Annotated in this window: 16 protein-coding genes; 10 read left to right on the forward strand and 6 right to left on the reverse strand. The window is 71.4% G+C overall.

Annotation, left to right across the window (positions count from 1 at the left end):
- The first annotated feature begins 52 nt into the window (after positions 1-52).
- Both QFZ27_RS29190 and QFZ27_RS29195 read left to right on the forward strand, forming a co-directional pair.
- Positions 53-418, forward strand: a complete 366-nt coding sequence (locus QFZ27_RS29190) for a cupin domain-containing protein (protein ID WP_429229961.1) — start codon at positions 53-55, stop codon at positions 416-418.
- A gap of 258 nt (positions 419-676) precedes the next feature.
- Positions 677-2,194, forward strand: coding sequence for an aromatic amino acid lyase (locus tag QFZ27_RS29195; protein ID WP_429229962.1), 1,518 nt, complete (start codon positions 677-679; stop codon positions 2,192-2,194).
- On the opposite strand, the gene QFZ27_RS29200 is transcribed toward QFZ27_RS29195, so the two are convergent.
- On the reverse strand, positions 2,191-3,240 hold the full coding sequence (locus tag QFZ27_RS29200; protein WP_429229963.1) for a calcium-binding protein: 1,050 nt from the start codon (positions 3,238-3,240) through the stop codon (positions 2,191-2,193). The two genes, QFZ27_RS29195 and QFZ27_RS29200, sit on opposite strands and share 4 nt — an antisense overlap.
- Before the next feature lie 388 nt (positions 3,241-3,628).
- On the opposite strand from QFZ27_RS29200, the gene QFZ27_RS29205 reads away from it, so the two are divergent.
- On the forward strand, positions 3,629-4,546 hold the full coding sequence (locus QFZ27_RS29205) for a 4-hydroxy-tetrahydrodipicolinate synthase family protein (protein ID WP_429229964.1): 918 nt from the start codon (positions 3,629-3,631) through the stop codon (positions 4,544-4,546).
- On the opposite strand, the gene hutC is transcribed toward QFZ27_RS29205, so the two are convergent.
- Complete coding sequence (gene hutC / locus QFZ27_RS29210; RefSeq protein WP_429229965.1) at positions 4,501-5,250, reverse strand: histidine utilization transcriptional repressor HutC; 750 nt, start codon at positions 5,248-5,250, stop codon at positions 4,501-4,503. The two genes, QFZ27_RS29205 and hutC, sit on opposite strands and share 46 nt — an antisense overlap.
- A gap of 105 nt (positions 5,251-5,355) precedes the next feature.
- On the opposite strand from hutC, the gene hutU reads away from it, so the two are divergent.
- The 5 genes from hutU to QFZ27_RS29235 are packed head-to-tail and all read left to right on the forward strand — an operon-like array spanning position 5,356 to position 10,851.
- The gene (gene hutU, locus QFZ27_RS29215) at positions 5,356-7,047 is read left to right on the forward strand and encodes a urocanate hydratase (RefSeq protein WP_429229966.1); all 1,692 of its coding nucleotides are present in this window, start codon (positions 5,356-5,358) and stop codon (positions 7,045-7,047) included.
- A complete protein-coding gene (locus QFZ27_RS29220) occupies positions 7,040-7,675 on the forward strand; it encodes a pyridoxamine 5'-phosphate oxidase family protein (protein WP_429229967.1) in 636 nt (211 codons plus the stop codon). The genes hutU and QFZ27_RS29220 overlap by 8 nt, the downstream gene beginning before the upstream one ends.
- Position 7,676: 1 nt before the next feature.
- On the forward strand, positions 7,677-9,221 hold the full coding sequence (hutH, locus tag QFZ27_RS29225; RefSeq protein WP_429229968.1) for a histidine ammonia-lyase: 1,545 nt from the start codon (positions 7,677-7,679) through the stop codon (positions 9,219-9,221).
- Positions 9,221-10,009 carry an N-formylglutamate deformylase gene (gene hutG / locus QFZ27_RS29230; RefSeq protein WP_429229969.1) on the forward strand — a complete coding sequence of 263 codons (789 nt, stop codon included), beginning with the start codon at positions 9,221-9,223 and terminating at the stop codon, positions 10,007-10,009. Before hutH ends, hutG begins: the two co-directional genes overlap by 1 nt.
- Positions 10,006-10,851 (forward strand): aminoglycoside phosphotransferase family protein, encoded by an 846-nt coding sequence (locus QFZ27_RS29235; RefSeq protein ID WP_429229970.1) that lies wholly within the window; start codon positions 10,006-10,008, stop codon positions 10,849-10,851. Before hutG ends, QFZ27_RS29235 begins: the two co-directional genes overlap by 4 nt.
- Before the next feature lie 6 nt (positions 10,852-10,857).
- Here the strand turns inward: QFZ27_RS29235 and QFZ27_RS29240 are convergent, their stop codons facing one another.
- Together QFZ27_RS29240 and QFZ27_RS29245 are read right to left on the reverse strand one after the other, a co-directional pair.
- The gene (locus QFZ27_RS29240; RefSeq protein ID WP_429229971.1) at positions 10,858-11,787 is read right to left on the reverse strand and encodes an NADP-dependent oxidoreductase; all 930 of its coding nucleotides are present in this window, start codon (positions 11,785-11,787) and stop codon (positions 10,858-10,860) included.
- Positions 11,784-12,254: an ester cyclase gene (locus QFZ27_RS29245; protein ID WP_429229972.1), complete on the reverse strand. Its 471-nt coding sequence runs from the start codon at positions 12,252-12,254 to the stop codon at positions 11,784-11,786. The genes QFZ27_RS29240 and QFZ27_RS29245 overlap by 4 nt, the downstream gene beginning before the upstream one ends.
- Positions 12,255-12,364: 110 nt before the next feature.
- Between QFZ27_RS29245 and QFZ27_RS29250 the strand changes: the two genes are divergently transcribed.
- Positions 12,365-13,264: a LysR family transcriptional regulator gene (locus tag QFZ27_RS29250; protein ID WP_429229973.1), complete on the forward strand. Its 900-nt coding sequence runs from the start codon at positions 12,365-12,367 to the stop codon at positions 13,262-13,264.
- A gap of 23 nt (positions 13,265-13,287) precedes the next feature.
- Here the strand turns inward: QFZ27_RS29250 and QFZ27_RS29255 are convergent, their stop codons facing one another.
- Together QFZ27_RS29255 and QFZ27_RS29260 are read right to left on the reverse strand one after the other, a co-directional pair.
- On the reverse strand, positions 13,288-14,061 hold the full coding sequence (locus QFZ27_RS29255) for a cyclase family protein (RefSeq protein WP_429229974.1): 774 nt from the start codon (positions 14,059-14,061) through the stop codon (positions 13,288-13,290).
- Positions 14,062-14,162: 101 nt separating this feature from the next.
- The gene (locus QFZ27_RS29260; RefSeq protein ID WP_429229975.1) at positions 14,163-15,056 is read right to left on the reverse strand and encodes a hypothetical protein; all 894 of its coding nucleotides are present in this window, start codon (positions 15,054-15,056) and stop codon (positions 14,163-14,165) included.
- 144 nt (positions 15,057-15,200) lie between these two features.
- Here QFZ27_RS29260 and trmFO point away from each other — a divergent pair, with 144 nt between their 5' ends.
- The gene (gene trmFO / locus QFZ27_RS29265; protein WP_429229976.1) at positions 15,201-16,568 is read left to right on the forward strand and encodes a methylenetetrahydrofolate--tRNA-(uracil(54)-C(5))-methyltransferase (FADH(2)-oxidizing) TrmFO; all 1,368 of its coding nucleotides are present in this window, start codon (positions 15,201-15,203) and stop codon (positions 16,566-16,568) included.
- Position 16,569: the final 1 nt, after the last annotated feature.

The following is a 16,569-nucleotide window of genomic DNA, read 5'->3' on the forward strand; positions in this document are numbered from 1 at the left end:
ATCCTGCGGGTCGGCCGGGCCACATCTGCGGTCCATTCGAAAGGAGCCCCCGATGCCCTATGCCCCGATCAACCTGGCCCGGAAGTTCAGCCTGTTCACCGACCAGTGGCAGCCGCGCGTGGTCGCCGAGATGAACGAGCTGCAGTTCAAGATCGTCCGCCTCGAGGGCGACTTCCTCTGGCACCACCATGCGGAGACCGACGAGGCCTTCCTGGTGCTGGAGGGCACGCTGCGCATCGACTTCCGCGACGGCGCCGTGCGGCTGGGCCCGGGCGAGATGTTCGTCGTGCCGAAGGGCGTCGAGCACAAGCCCTGCGCCGAAAGCGAGGTCAAGCTGATGCTGATCGAGCCCCGCGGCGTCCTGAACACCGGCCACGAGGGCGGGGAAAGGACGGCGCAGAACGACGTGTGGGTGTGAGGGGCCGGCGCCCGCCCCCTCACCCTCCCGTCGCCAACGCGACGGGCCCCTCCCTCTCCCCGAGGAGAGGGAAACCGGCCGCGGCCCCTTCACCTCTCCTTGGGGAGAGGTCGAAATCGCTCTGGCGATTTCGGGTGAGGGGGCAGCGCAGGCCCCTCGGCCCTCCCCTGTCGCTGGCGGGACAGCGGGCGGCGTTCGGCTGGCGGCGCGGCGGGCCGCCCTGCCCTACCTCTCGCATCGAGACGAAGCGAGTGAATCATGAGCCACATGCCAGCGGCCGACACGGCCGTCCTGACCCTCGACGGCGACAGCCTCGGCATCGTCGCGCTGGCCCGCTTCGCCGCCGGCGCCACCCGGCTGGCCCTGTCCGACGCCGCCTGGGACCGCATCGCCGAGGCGCGCGGCATCGTCGACCGCATCGTCGAGGCCGGCGTGCCGGCCTATGGCATCACCACCGGCTTCGGCTCGCAGAAGGATTTTTCCGTCGACCCGCGCCGCGACGCCGCCTTCAACCTCGCCGTGCTGACCGGCCACGCCACCCGCGCGCCCGGCCGCTGCGCGCCCGCCGCCGTGATCCGCGCGGCGCTGGCGGTGCAGTTGAACGGCTGGGCCCGCGGCTGGTCCGGCGTGCGCCCTGCCCTGTGCGCGGCGCAGCTGGCCCGCGCCAATGCCGGCGTCGCGCCCGACGTCCGCACCGGCAGCTCGGTCGGCGCCTCCGACATCGTCGCGATGTCGCAGCTGGCCCTGGCGCTGGTCGGCCGCGCCTCGGACGGGCCGGCGCTGGACGGGCTCGCCTCCGTGCCGCCGCTCGACGGGCTGGCGGCGAAGGAGGCGATGTCGCTGCTCAACAGCAACGCCCTCACCCTCGCCGCCGGCGCCCTGGCCCTGGCCGAGGCCAGGCGGCTGCTCGATGCGCTCGACCTCGCCGCCGCCCTGGCGCTGGAAGGCTTCCGCGGCAACCCCGGCGCCTGGTCGGAGACGGTGGAGCGCGCCCATCCCCAGGCCGGCCACGCCGCCTCCGGCCAGGCCCTGCGCCGCCTGCTGGCCGACAGCGCGCTGTGGCAGCCCGGCGCCCCGCGCCTGCTGCAGGACCCGCTCAGCCTGCGCTGCGCGCCGCAGATCCACGGCGCCGCCCGCACCGCCCTGGCCTGGGCCTGGGAGGCGTGGGAGGGCGCGCTGAACGCCGTCGCCGACAACCCGCTGGTCGACCGCGCCACCGGCGCCGCGGTCTCTCACGGCAGCATGGAGACGACGCTGCTGGCGGTGGCGCTCGACGCGCTGCGCCTCGCCGTCGCCAAGGCCGTCGAGGCCTCGGGCGAGCGGGTGCACAAGCTGCAATGGCCGTCCTTCAGCGGCCTGCCGGCCGGGCTGGCGGCCGAGTCCGGCGCGGCCGGCGGGGTACAGTTCCTCAATCTCGGCCACATCGCCGCGGCCAAGGTCGCCGCCGCCCGCATCGCCGCCCAGCCGGTGGCGCTGCAGTATCGCGGCCAGGTCTGCGACGGGGTCGAGGATGTCGGCGGCATGGCCCCGTTCGCGGTCGAGGAGACCGAGCGCCAGCTCGACGCCGCCTGGACCGCGGTGACGGTGGAGGCCGCGGTGGCGGTGTGGGCGATCGCCCGCCGCGGCCTGCCGGTCGACGGGCTCGGCCTCGGCCTGCGCGATCCCTGGCGGGCGATCCGCCCGCTGCTGCCGATCGGCCGCGAGGGCGAGGTCCCGTTCGACCTCGCCCCCATGGAGACCTGGCTGCGGGCGTGGGAGCCGCCCGCCCGGTGCTAGAGCACGAAGTCGCCGGACACCAGGTTGATGGCGCCGGTCAGCTGGATGTGGAAGTCGCTGGCCTTGTCGCCATTGACGTCGCCGGCGATGGTGGTGACCCCGCCGACCACCGAAAAGCGCAGCTGCCCCGCGACGCCGGTGTACAGGCCGGCGCCGATGAAGCTGAAGGCCTGGTTGCCGGCGGCGATGGTGTTGGCGTCGATCTGCGCCAGGTCGATCTTGTCGCCCTGGGCATGGCTGAAATCGGTGATCCGGTCGGCCCCGGCCCCGACCAGGCTGTGGATCGTGCCGGCATAGAAGAAGGTGTCGGCACCGGCGCCGCCGCTCAGCGTGTCCGCGCCACGGCCGCCGAGGATCCTGTCGTTGCCGTTCCAGCCCTGCAGCACATTGGCGCCGGTGGTCCCGACCAGGCTGTCCCAGCTCTGGCTGCCGGAGACGTTCTCGATCCCGGTGAAGACGTCGCCCTGGGCCTCGCCGAGGCTGCCGTTGCCGGTGGAGAGATCGACCACGATCCCGATGCCGCTGGTGTAGTAGCTGACGGTGTCGGTCCCGTTGCCGCCGTTGAGCGTATCCGCCCCGGCGCCGCCGCGGAGGACGTCGTTGCCGTCGCCGCCGATGAGAACGTCGTTGCCGCCGAGGCCGGAGAGGGTGTCGTTGCCGCCGAGACCGATCAGCGTGTCGATCTGCTGCGATCCGGTCATGGTGTCGGCGCCGGCGAACATGACCGCGGCCAGCCCCTGGTAGTCACCCGACTCCACCGCGTCGTAGACGGTCGAGGCCGCGATCGAGAAGCCGGACAGGGTGACCGCCGGGCTGCCGGCCTGCAGCAGCACCAGCTTGGTCGCCGTCCCGGTGACGCCGCCGAGGCCGAAGCCGAAGCCGCTGCCGGTGAGCTCGACCGACAGCCCGTCGTCGAAGTTCACCTTGACGAAGGTCGGGGTGAAGGTTGCGATCTGCGGATTGTCGAAATCGAGCGCCGACATCGCCGCGATCGAGAACCCGGCACCGCTGATGCCGTTGGTTGCATTGACCACCAAATTCGCCATGAAAAACCCCTGTTCCCTATGTGTGTCGACTGCAGCGCCCCGCCGATGACGATCCGGCCCACAAATCGATAGAAAGTCTTTGTCTAAAAATCGGTTGAGCGGCTGTGCCGACTGTATCCCTAAGACCGAGTGCGGCACATCCCTCAAATGGGAGGGACCCGGCAGACGCCGCTTGACGGCCCCGGCCGCGGCGGGCGACTGTCCGGCCATGACCTCCGGCCGCACCCTCCCCGCGAAAGCCAAAAAAGCCCCGCTCGCGGGGATCGGAGATCACTGCCCGCGGTAACCCGCCGCGCGCCACAGGATCCACCAGACCCCGCCGGTTCGGACGGGGTCTTGTCGTCTCTGCGCCATCCCCGTCTCCGGCCTTGCACCCCAGGAGACGAAGATGCCCCTTCCCGCCCCGACCGGCCTCTGGCTGCCGCTGATCACCCCATTCCGCGACGGCGCGCTCGACGAAGCATCGCTGCGCCGGCTGGTCCGGCATTACGCCGCCGGCCCGGTCGACGGGCTGATCCTCGCCGCCACCACCGGCGAAGGGATGACGCTCGACACCGACGAGACCCAGCGCCTGGTCATGATCGCGGCGGAGGAGGCTGCGCTGCCGCTCTATCTCGGCCTGTCCGGCAGCGACACCCGCAAGCTGGCCAAGGAGCTCGCCCGCACCACCGCCGCCTGGCCGGTCGCGGGATATCTGATCGCCTGCCCCTACTACGTCCGCCCCTCGCAGGAAGGGCTCGAGTGCCACTTCTCCGCCCTGGCCGACGCCACGGACCGGCCGATCCTGATCTACAACATCCCCTACCGGACCGGCGTCAACCTCGGCAACGAGGCCATGCTGCGCCTGGCCGAGCGGTCCAACGTCGTCGGGGTCAAGGATTGCTGCGCCGACGCCCGGCAATCCTTCGAGCTGCTGCGCGACCGGCCGGCCGGCTTCTCGGTGTTGACCGGCGAGGACGCGCTGTTCTACACCGCCCTGACCCAGGGCGCCGACGGCGGCATCCTGGCCTCGGCCCATGTCGAGACCGCTTCCTTCGCCGCGATCCGCACCCGGCTGCTGGCCGGCGACCAGCCGGGCGCCCTCGCCGCCTGGCGCGACCTGTCGGAGCTGCCGCGCCTCTTGTTCGCCGAGCCGAGCCCGGCGCCGATCAAGCACTGGCTGTGGCGCACCGGCCTGATCGACAGCCCGGAGCTGCGCCTGCCGATGACCGGGGTCGGCGACGCCCTGGCCGCCCGGCTCGACCGCGAGATCAGGCGGCGTCAGCCGGCAGAGGGCCTGCTCGTGAACCGTCCGCCGATGCGGTAGCGCGAGCCGGGGAACAAGAGGCGGGCGACGCTGACCAGCCGGCCCGCCGCCCAGGTGCGGCGATGCACCAGCAGGCACGGCTCGTGCCGGCCGATCCTGAGGTGCTCGCGCTCCCACGGCTCGGCCAGCACCGCCTCGACCACATGCTCGCCATCCGGCATCGGCGCCGCCTGCATCAGGTAGTCATGCGGCGTGATCCGGGTGAAGTCCTGCGCCAGGTAATGCGGCGCCATGTCGAGCCGCACCAGCCGGTCCTCCAGCAGGATCGGCACGCGGTCCTCGTGATGGATCAGGACCGAATGGGCGATGGCCGCCCCCTCCGGCACCTCCAGCCGCGCCGCCGTCTCCGTCGTCGCCGGCTCCGGCCGCAGCAGGACCACGGTCGCGCTGTGGGCGTGGCCGCGGGCGCGCACATCGTCGGCGATGCTGCGGATCTCCATCAGCGGCGCTTCGGGCTTGGCCCCGGCGACGAAGGTGCCGACGCCCTGCACCCGCACCAGCACCCCGGCCTCGGTCAGCTCGCGCAGCGCCCGGTGGATCGTCATCCGGCTGATGCCGAGCGACTTCACCAGCTCGTTCTCCGACGGCACCCGCCCGTTCTCCGGCCACTCCCCGGTCTCGATCGAGCGCAGGATCATCGCCTTCACGCGGCGGTACAGCGGCTGCGGCTCGCCGAGCAGCAGCGCCAGAGGCTGGGGGTCCATCACGATTGCGCCGGCGTCCTTTCTGGCCCTTGCCGGGCCATCACAGCTTGTATATACAACCCTATACCAATTCGACGCCAGCGCTGTTTAGAGGGAGGCCTTGCCGTGACGACCGCCACCAACCGCCGCGTCATCCGGGCGCCGCACGGGCCGGAGCTGAGCTGCCGCACCTGGCAGACCGAGGCCGCGATGCGGATGCTGATGAACAACCTCGACCCCGACGTGGCCGAGAATCCGGACGAGCTGGTGGTCTATGGCGGCATCGGCAAGGCGGCCCGCGACTGGCAGTCCTTCGACACCATCGTCCGCAGCTTGAAAGATCTGGCGCCGGACGAGACACTGCTGGTCCAGTCCGGCAAGCCGGTCGGCATCTTCCGCACCCACACCGACGCGCCGCGGGTGCTGATCGCCAATTCCAACCTGGTGCCGCACTGGGCGACCTGGGAGCATTTCCGCGAGCTCGAGGCCAAGGGCCTGATGATGTACGGCCAGATGACGGCCGGCTCCTGGATCTATATCGGCAGCCAGGGCATCGTCCAGGGCACTTACGAGACCTTCGCCGAGGTCGGCCGCCAGCACTATGGCGGCGACCTGAAGGGCCGCTGGGTCCTGACCGGCGGGCTGGGCGGCATGGGCGGGGCGCAGCCGCTGGCCGCGACCATGGCCGGCGCCTCGATGATCGCGGTCGAATGCCAGGCCAGCCGGATCGAGCGCCGCCTCGCCACCCGTTATGTCGACCGCAAGGCCGACACGCTGGACGAGGCGATGGCGATCGTGAACGAGGCGAAGGCCCGGGGCCGTGCCGTCTCGGTCGGCCTGCTGGGCAACGCCGCGGAGATCTTCCCGGAGATCGTACGCCGCGCCAAGTCCGACCCGGCCTGGCGACCGGACGCGGTGACCGACCAGACCTCGGCGCATGACCCGCTGAACGGCTACCTGCCAGCGGGCTGGACATGGGCCGAGGCCGAGTCCCGCCGCCTGACCGACCCCGAGGGCGTGGTCCGTGCGGCGAAGGAGAGCATGGCGGCGCATGTCCGGGCGATGCTGGACTTCCACGCCATGGGCATCCCGACGCTGGACTACGGCAACAACATCCGCCAGATGGCGCAGGATGTCGGCGTCGACAACGCCTTCGACTTCCCGGGCTTCGTCCCGGCCTATATCCGCCCGCTGTTCTGCCGCGGCATCGGCCCGTTCCGCTGGGCCGCCCTGTCCGGCGACCCGGAGGACATCTACAGGACCGACCAGCGGGTGAAGGAGCTGATCCCGGACGACGCCCACCTGCACAACTGGCTGGACATGGCGCGCGAGCGCATCGCCTTCCAGGGCCTGCCGGCGCGGATCTGCTGGGTCGGCCTCGGCCAGCGCCACCGCCTGGGCCTCGCCTTCAACGAGATGGTGGCCAAGGGCGAGCTGAAGGCGCCGATCGTGATCGGCCGCGACCACCTCGACTCCGGCTCGGTCGCCAGCCCGAACCGCGAGACCGAGGCGATGCAGGACGGGTCGGACGCCGTGTCCGATTGGCCGCTGCTGAACGCTTTGCTGAACACCGCCTCGGGCGCCACCTGGGTCAGCCTGCACCATGGCGGCGGCGTCGGCATGGGCTACAGCCAGCACGCCGGCATGGTGATCGTCGCCGACGGCACGGCAGAGGCGTCGCGGCGGCTGGAGCGGGTGTTGACCAACGACCCGGGAACCGGCGTCATGCGGCATGCCGATGCGGGCTACGACATCGCCCGCGACTGTGCCCGCGAACAGGGCATGAAGCTGCCGATGCTGGAGGATACGCATGGATGACGGGAGCCTTCACCACGACGACCTCGTCCGGGACCAGGCCGAGCTGCGCAGCCGCTACCCGGAGCCGAGCGGGCTGGTGCAGAACAAGATCCTGCACCGGATCGACCGGCACGCCCGCGCCTTCATCGGCCTGTCGCCCTTCCTGGTGATCGCCACGGCGGGGGCGGATGGCAGCGCCGACGCCTCGCCTCGCGGCGACGCCCCAGGCTTCGTCACGGTGGCCGACGAGACCACGCTGCTGATCCCCGACCGGCGCGGCAACAACCTGTGCGACAGCCTGTCGAACGTGGTCGCGAACCCGAAGGTCGGGCTGGTGTTCTTCGTCCCCGGCGTCAACGAGACGCTGCGGGTCAATGGCGGCGCCACGATCACCACCGACCCGGCGGTGCTGCAGCCGATGGCGGTCGACGGCAAGGTCCCGACCTCGGCCCTGCGGGTCACGGTCGACCAGTTGTACTTCCACTGCGGCAAGGCGCTGATCCGGTCCCGCCTGTGGGACCCGGCGGTGCAGATCGAGCGCGGCAGCTTCCCGACGCTGGGCAAGATCCTGGCCGACCAGATCAAGGGCCTCGACACCGCCGAGACCGACACCCGGCTCGAAAACTCCTACCGGAATCATCTCTACTGACATGGCCGACATCAATTTCACCGCCGGCCGCCTGACGCTGCCGCAGCTCCGCGCCATCGCCCGCACCGACGCCGCCGTGCGCCTCGACCCCGCCTGCCGGCCGGAGATCGAGGCCGGCGCCGCCACCGTCGCCGCGATCGTCGACGAGAACCGCACCGCCTACGGAATCAACACCGGCTTCGGCAAGCTGGCCCAGACCCGGATCCCGACCGACCGGCTGGAGCAGCTGCAGACCAACCTGGTGCTGTCGCACGCCACCGGCACCGGCCCGCTGCTGGACGATTCCGTCGTCCGGCTGATCCTGGCACTCAAGCTGAACGGCTTGGCCCGAGGCCGGTCGGGCGTGCGCTGGGTGGTGATCGAGGCGCTGCAGGCGCTGCTCGACGCCCGCGCCTATCCCTGCATCCCGGCCAAGGGCTCGGTCGGCGCCTCGGGCGACCTCGCCCCCCTCGCCCATCTCTCGGCGGCGCTGCTCGGCGAAGGCGAGATCCGGCTCAAGGGCAAGCGCTGGCCGGCCGCCGACGCGCTGCGCCAGATCGGCCTCACGCCGCTGACCCTGGCACCGAAGGAAGGGCTGGCCCTGCTGAACGGCACCCAGGTCTCCACCGCCCTGGCCCTGTTCGGCCTGTCCGCGGCGGAGGAGGTGTTCGCCGCCGGCCTGGTCGCCGGCGCCATGTCGGTCGATGCCGCCCGCGCCTCCGACACGCCCTTCGACGCCCGCATCCACGAATGGCGCGGCCAGCCGGGCCAGATCGAGGTGGCGGCGACGCTGCGCGGCCTGCTGGAGCACAGCGCCATCCGCGCCTCGCATGTCGAGAACGACGACCGGGTGCAGGACCCCTACTCCCTGCGCTGCCAGCCGCAGGTGATGGGCGCCTGCCTCGACCAGATCCGCCACGCTGCGAAGGTGCTGGAGATCGAGGCCAACGCCGTCTCCGACAACCCGCTGGTGTTCCCGGAGACCGGCGACGTCATCTCCGGCGGCAACTTCCATGCCGAGCCGGTGGCCTTCGCCGCCGACAACCTGGCCCTGGCGATCGCCGAGATCGGCGCGATGTCGGAGCGGCGGATCGCACTGCTGACCGACTCCAACCTCTCGGGCCTGCCGCCGTTCCTGGTGTCCGATCCGGGCGTCAATTCCGGCTTCATGATCGCCCATGTCACCGCGGCCGCTTTGGCCAGCGAGAACAAGAGCCTGGCGCATCCGAGCTCGGTCGACAGCCTGCCGACCTCGGCCAACCAGGAGGACCATGTGTCGATGGCGACCCATGCCGCCCGGCGCCTGGGCGACATGGCCGAGAACACCGCGGTGATCGTCGGCGTCGAGCTGCTGGCCGCGGCGCAGGGCATCGACTTCCACCGCCCGCTGCGCAGCGCCGAGCCGATCGAGGCGGCGATGGCCATCCTCCGCGCCAAGGTGCGGAAATGGGATGAGGACCGCTTCTTCGCCCCCGACATCGAGGCAGCGAAGGGGCTGGTCCAGGCCGGTACCTTCCTGGCCTATGCCGCCGGGCTGCTGCCGAGCGCCGCGAAGGAGGCCGCGTGATGGAGGCTTTCCACCTGCGCCGGGGCATCGCGCCCCTGCTGCTGAGCATCCCGCATGTCGGCACCGGCGTGCCGGATGCAATCCGGGCCAGGCTGACGTCGGAAGGGCAACTGCTGCGCGACACCGACTGGCACCTCGACCGGCTGTACGACTTCGCCGAGGGGCTGGGCGTCAGCATCATCCAGGCGGCGCAGTCGCGCTACGTCATCGACCTGAACCGCCCTGCGGACGACCAGAGCCTGTATCCCGGCCAGGCCACCACCGGCCTGTGCTCGACCATCGACTTCGACGGCAGGCCGCTGTACCGGCCGGGCGAGGAACCGGACGCGGCCGAGATCGCCGAGCGGGTGGAGACGGTGTGGAAGCCCTATCACGCCGCGCTGGCGGCCGAGCTGGGGCGGATCAAGGCGCAGCATGGCTACGCCCTGCTGTATGACGCGCATTCGATCCGGTCGGTGGTGCCGCGGCTGTTCGACGGGCTGCTGCCCGACCTCAACCTCGGCAGCAACGGCGGCACCACGGCCGCGCCGGCCCTGAAGGAGCGGATCGCGGAGATCTGCCGCACGGCCGAGGGCTTCACCCATGTCGTCGACGGCCGGTTCAAGGGCGGCGTCATCACCCGCCACTACGGCCAGCCGGAGCGGAACGTGCACGCGCTGCAGATGGAGCTGGCGCAGCGCCACTACATGGACGAGGACCCACCCTTCACCTATCAGGCGGACCGGGCCAAGCCACTGCAGGCGGTGCTGCGCCGGGTGCTGGAAGCGATGCTGGCCTGGACGCCGTGAGCAGCGCCCTGTCCCCGATCGAGCTGTGGCTCGACCGCTGGGACCTGGAGCCCGACGGCAAGGCGATGGAGCGCAACGGCGCCCATCTCGCCTTCGTCCGCCGCGGCGACCGGCGGGCGGTGCTGAAGGTGCTGAAGCCGAACAGCGACGAGGCCCTCGGGCCTACGATGCTGGCCCACTACCAGGGCCGCAGCGCCGTCCGGGTGCTGGGGCACGAGCAGAACGCCGTGCTGCTGGAGCGGGCGCTGCCGGGGACGGAGCTGACCGAGACCGTGCTGGCCGGCCGCGACGACGAGGCCGTCCGCATCCTGTGCGGCGTGATGGCGGATCTGCACCGGGACGACCCGCCGCCGGGGCCTTGGCCGACGGTGGAGGATTGGGGCCGCGCCTTCGCCCGCTACCGCGCCGGCGCGCCGCACCCCGAGATCCCGCCGGCCCTGCTGGACCGCGCCGAGGCCGAGTTCACGGACCTCTGCGTCAGCCAGGGCCGGCGCTTCCTGCTGCATGGCGACCTGCACCACGAGAACGTGCTGGATGGCGGCGACCGCGGCTGGCTTGTGATCGATCCGAAGGGCGTGATCGGCGAGCTGGCCTATGAGACCGGCGCCAGCCTGCGCAATCCCGGCGGCGCCGAAGACCTGTACAACGATCCCGGACACATCGCCCGCCGGGTGCGGATCCTCGCCGAGACACTGGGCCTGCCCGAGGCGCGCATCCTGCGCTGGTCCTTCGCCCAGGCCGTCCTCTCCGCCCTCTGGCATGTCGAGGACGGTGACGACGACGAGGATGTCGCCGCGGCGATCGCGACCGCCACGGCGATGCGCAGCCTGCTGCCGGGATAGCTCCGGTCAGGCTGGCCGCAGCAGCACCTTCCCGCAAGCGTGGCCGGCGGCAAGGTGGTCGAGCGCCGCCCCCAGCGCCGTGAGCGGCAGCTCCCGGTCAACCACCACGGTCAGCGATCCCGCGTCGCACAGCGCTGCGGCCAGGGCGAACCGTGTCGCGTCGGTCCGATGGAACACGAAGGCCGCGGCGACGCCATGCGCTTTTGCCAACCCCTCGTCCGGTGGCGACACGATGCTGGCCAGCACCCCGCCCGGCCGCAGCACGGCGAAGGAGCGCTGCTGGATCTCGCCGCCGACGGTGTCGAGCACGACATCGACATCGCGGATCGCCGCTGTGAAGTCCTCGCGCCGATAGTCGATCACCTGGTCCGCCCCCAGCCGTCGCACCAGCTCCGCCTTGCCTGCCGACGCGGTGGCGACGACCCTGGCGCCCGCCACCCGCGCCAGTTGCACGGCGGCGCTGCCGACTCCGCCCGCGCCGGCGTGCACCAGAACCGTCTGGCCCGCGATCAGGCGAGCGGCTTCGAACAGCGCCTGCCAGGCCGTGCCGGCGGTTGTCGGAAGGCCCGCGGCCGCCGCCGCGGGCAGGGCGACCGGCGCGGCCGCGATCTGCGTCGCGGGCACGACGGCGAATTCGGCGAAGGCGCCGCCGCGCACCGGATCCGGCCGGGCGATCACCGCGTCTCCCGGCTGCCACCGCGCCGCGAGCGGTCCGGCCCGTTCGACCGTGCCCGCAAGGTCGCTGCCCAGCGTGTAGGGGAAGGCCAGCGGGAAATAAGCGTCCAGCCCGCCGCCGATCAGCTTCAGGTCCAACGGATTCAGGCTGGCCCCCGTCACCCGGATCAGCACCTCGTCGGGCCCGACCTCCGGCACCGGCACATCGTCGACTACGACGCCGGAGAGACCGCCATAGGCATGGATGCGGGCCGCCTTCATCGCCCGGCCTCCGCCTCGGACGCCGCCGGCGGCCAAGCGCCGACCTGCTGCAGCATCCCGAACCAGTCCTCGAGATGCCAGGTATGGCTGATCCGGCCGTCCCGGAAGTGATGGAAGTCGTGCAGCGCCACCGTCACCCGCCGGCCGGTCGGCGCGATGCCGAACCATTCGCCGCGATGGGTTCCCGTAATCTGCGCCCGCACCCCGGCCCGGCCGTCCTGGCCGAAAATGTCCTCGATCGACACGTCGAGATCCGGAAAGGCCTGCAGGAAGGCCCGGATCATCGGCTTGAGCCCGTCGGGCCCCGGCTCCTGGCCGGGCGCCGGCGGGATGTCCTGCCAATCGGCCGTGACGGCGGCGTCCAGCAGGTCGGGGTCATGATCGGCGAAGGCGCGGTACAAGGTCTCGATCGCGCGCCGCTCCGCCGCGGTCAGCCCCGCCGCCGAACCGGTCTGATGCTGGTTCATCTTGTTTCCACTCTGGCATTCGATTGGCCGGGAATGGCCCGGCCGACAGAAGATGAGAGTGGGATCGACATGTTTGAAATCGATGTTTGATATGTATCATCATCCACAGCATGGATCTTCACGGCATCGACCTGAACCTGCTGGTCGCCTTCGACGCGCTGATGGCCGAGCGCAGCGTCACCCGCGCCGGCGCCCGGATCGGCAGGAGCCAGCCGGCGATGAGCGCCGCGCTGGCGCGGCTGCGCGCCCTGTTGCGGGACGAGCTGTTCGTGCGGGGTCCGGATGGGCTGCAGCCGACACCGCGGGCGCTGGACCTGGCCGAGCCCTTATCCGCCGCCTTGGCGCAGATCCAGCAGACGCTGGCCTTCACCCAGGATTTCGACGCGGCCTCCTCGGCGGCGACCGTCACTCTCGGTTTGTCGGAGCACCCAGCGTTATGCCTGCTGCCGCGCCTGCTGCCGGCGATCCAGGCGGCAGCACCCGGCATTCTGCTGCGGGTGCGCGGTTTCACGGCGCGGGACGATGCCGTCGGCATGCTCGATTCCGGGGCGGCGGATATGACGATCGGCGTGCCGGTGCCCTCCACCGGCCGCATCCTGTCCCGCCCCTTGTTCGAGGAACGCTTCGTCTGCGTGCTGCGCCGAGACCACCCTGCGGCGGGACGGCCGCTCGATCTCGACGGTTTCCTGGCGCTGTCGCACCTCTTGGTCTCGCCCGAGAACGAGCAGTTCGGCACGGTCGACGCCGCTCTGGCGAAACGCGGCCTCACGCGCCGGCTGGGCCTGACCCTGCCGCAGATGTATGCGGCGCCGGCGGTGGTGGCGCGATCGGATCTGATCGCGACGCTGATGCAGGGCGTGGTCGAAGCCTCGGGTCTGGCCGACGCGCTGCAGATGATGCCGCCGCCGCTCGATCTTCCCGCGATCCCGTTCGCTCTGTCCTGGCATCGCCGGAACGAGGCTCATCCGGCGCAGCGCTGGTTCCGGGACTTCGTGGCGGCGCAGGCCTGACGCCGGCGCCGCCGGGCATCGCCTCAGTCCGGCAAAATCGCCACCGCCCGGGTCCAGCCGGCCGAGGCGGCGCGGATCTTCACCGGGAAGCAGCTGACGGTGAATCCAGTGGCCGGCAGCGCTTCGAGGTTGTGCAGCTTCTCCAGGTGGCAATAGCCGATGTCGCGGCCAGCCTTGTGGCCCTCCCAGATCAGCGCGGCGTCGCCGGTCTCCTTGAACCGACGCGCCGTGTGGCTGAACGGCGCATCCCAGCTCCAGCCGTCGGTGCCGGTCACGCGCACGCCCTGGCGCAGCAGGTGCAGCGTCGCGTCGTGGCCCATGCCGCAGCCGCGGTCGACATAGTCGGCCTGGCCGTAGCGGGCGCCGGCGCTGGTGTTGATCAGCACGATCTCCAGCGGCTTCAGCCTGTGGCCGACCCGCTCCAGCTCGGCATCGATCTCGGCCGGGGTGACGATGTGGCCGTCGGGCAGGTGCCGGAAGTCCAGCTTCACGCCGGGCTGGAAGCACCATTCCAGCGGCACCTCGTCGATGGTGATCGCGCGCTTCCCGCCATCCATCGTCGGGTGATAGTGCCAGGGCGCGTCGAGATGGGTGCCGTTGTGGGTCGAGATCGCCACCCGCTCCTCCGCCCAGCCCTTGCCTTCCGGCAACTGGTCCGGCCGCAGGCCCGGGAATACGAAGGCGACCTCGCGCGCCGTCTCGTCATGGCCGCGATAGGTGATCGCGACCTTCTGGAACGGCGGGTCGGCCGGAACGTCGTTCTCGAGCGGGATCGAGATGTCGATGAGCTTGGGCATGAAATCCGTCTCGGTTCGGGGTGGCGCCGGACTGTGCCGCGCCGGCACTTCGGCCGCCACCGTCCAGAAGGCCGCAGCCCGTTGCGAACCGGCCTGACCGATCACTTCCCCCGGCAATCCTCCGCATCGCTGCCGGCGACGCACAGGCCAGATCCCTTGCCCGGCTCGTCGCACTCGCCGTCGCCGATAAAGGGGCAGGCCTCGGCACCTCCCTTGCCCGCTGCGGGAGAATCGGAGCCCGCGGCCGAGCAGTCGGTGGCGTCGGTCCCGGCGGTGCACAGGCCGGTGCCTCGGCCCGGATCGTCGCATTCGCCGTCATGGGCGAACTGGCAGCTGTCGTCGCCTCCGGAGGACGGCGCGGCGGAGGACGGCGCGGCCGGCGCCGCGGGAGTGGCCTTGCAGTCGGTGCCGTCCGTCCCGGCGGCGCAGGCGCCGGAGCCGGTTCCCGGCTCGTCGCATTCGCCGTCGCGGGCGAAGGGGCAACTGTCCGGTCCGGCCGGCACCGGGGGCGCGGCAGGTGTGGCCGGGGCCGGCGAGCCGCCGCCCTTGGCCTTGCAGTCGCTGGTGTCGGTGCCGACCGCGCAGGCCCCCGAGCCGACGACCGGCTCGTCGCATTCATTGTCGCGGGAGAAGGGGCAGCTGTCGTCGCCGGGTCCCTGCGACGGCACCGTCTGGACCGGCGTTTGCGGCGCCGCGGCCGCGGCGCAGTCCGCCGTGTCGCTGCCGGCGGCGCACAGGCCGGAGCCCTTGCCCGGCTCATCGCAGCGCTGGTCGAAGGCGAAGCGGCAGGAGTTCGCCGGGTCGGCCACGGCCTCCGGCCGGCAGTCGGCGCTGTCGGTGCCGGCGGCGCAGGTGCCGTTGGCCTCGTCGCATTCGCCGTCATGGGCGAAGATGCAGGAGTTGTTGGTGCCGCCCGCCGGCGCGTCCTGCGCCGCGGCCGTGAGCGGAAACGCCAGCGCCACTGCCGCCAGCATCCAGGCCCATCCCGACGCCATGCGATGCCCCTCCCCGTCCATGCGCATAGCTTCTACATACATGCAGGAGCATGGCATGACAAAGGCGGCCCGATCCGAGTCATGGCCCGTTGCCTGGACGGAACGATCGGCGTATCAGTCACGCCCTTCGCAGGAGATCGGTTGATGAGCACACCCGTCCATGTCATCGGCGCCGGCCTCGCCGGCAGCGAAGCGGCCTGGCAGCTGGTCGCGGCCGGGGTGCCGGTGGTGCTGCACGAGATGCGCCCGGTGCGCGGCACCGAGGCGCACCACACCGACGGCTTCGCCGAGCTGGTCTGCTCCAACTCCTTCCGCTCCGACGACGCGATGCACAATGCCGTCGGCCTTCTGCATGAGGAGATGCGGCGCTGCGGGTCGCTGATCCTGCGCCATGCCGACGCCCACAAGGTGCCGGCCGGCGGCGCCCTGGCGGTCGACCGCGACGGTTTCTCCGCCGGCGTCACCGCCGAGCTGGCGAACCACCCGCTGGTGACGGTCGAGCGCGGCGAGGTCGCCGGCCTGCCGCCCGAGGCCTGGGACAGCGTCATCGTCGCCACCGGCCCCCTCACCTCCCCTTCCCTGGCCGAGGCGGTGCGCGGCCTGACCGGCGAGGCCGAGCTGGCCTTCTTCGACGCCATCGCGCCGATCATCCATCGCGAGTCGATCGACTTCGGCACCGCCTGGTTCCAGTCGCGCTACGACAAGCCCGGCCCCGGCGGCACCGGCAAGGACTACATCAACTGTCCGATGTCGAAGGAGGAGTACGAGGCCTTCATTGCCGAGCTGCTGGCCGCGCCGAAGACCGAGTTCAAGGACTGGGAGAAGGACACGCCCTATTTCGACGGCTGCCTGCCGATCGAGGTGATGGCCGAGCGCGGACCGGAGACGCTGCGCTTCGGCCCGATGAAGCCGGTCGGCCTGACCAACCCGCACAGCGACCGCCGGCCCTGGGCCGTGGTCCAGCTGCGCCAGGACAACGCGCTGGGCACGCTGTTCAACATGGTCGGCTTCCAGACCAAGATGAAATATGCCGAGCAGGTGCGGGTGTTCCGCATGATCCCCGGCCTGCAGGACGCCGAATTCGCGCGCCTGGGCGGGCTGCACCGCAACACTTTCATCAACAGCCCGCGGGTGCTGGACCCGGCGCTGCGGCTGAAGGCGATGCCGCGGCTGCGCTTCGCCGGCCAGGTCACCGGCGTCGAGGGCTATGTCGAGAGCGCCGCGATCGGACTGCTCGCCGGCCGCATGGCGGCGGCGGAGCGGCTGGGCCAGGCCATCGTGCCGCCACCCGTGACCACCGCGCTGGGCGCCCTCTTGAGCCACATCACCGGCGGCGGCGAGGCCGAGACCTTCCAGCCGATGAACGTCAATTTCGGCCTGTTCCCGCCGCCGGAGATCCCCGAGCGCCAGCCCGGCCAGAAGAAGGTCAAGGGCCGCGACCGCAAGAGCCTGTACAGCGAGCGGGCCCTGGCCGACCTCGACCTCTGGCTCGGGCGTCGCGCGGCGGCCTGAG

It is taken from the genome of Inquilinus ginsengisoli (assembly GCF_050434925.1).
GTDB classification, from domain to species: Bacteria; Pseudomonadota; Alphaproteobacteria; order DSM-16000; family Inquilinaceae; genus Inquilinus; species Inquilinus ginsengisoli_B.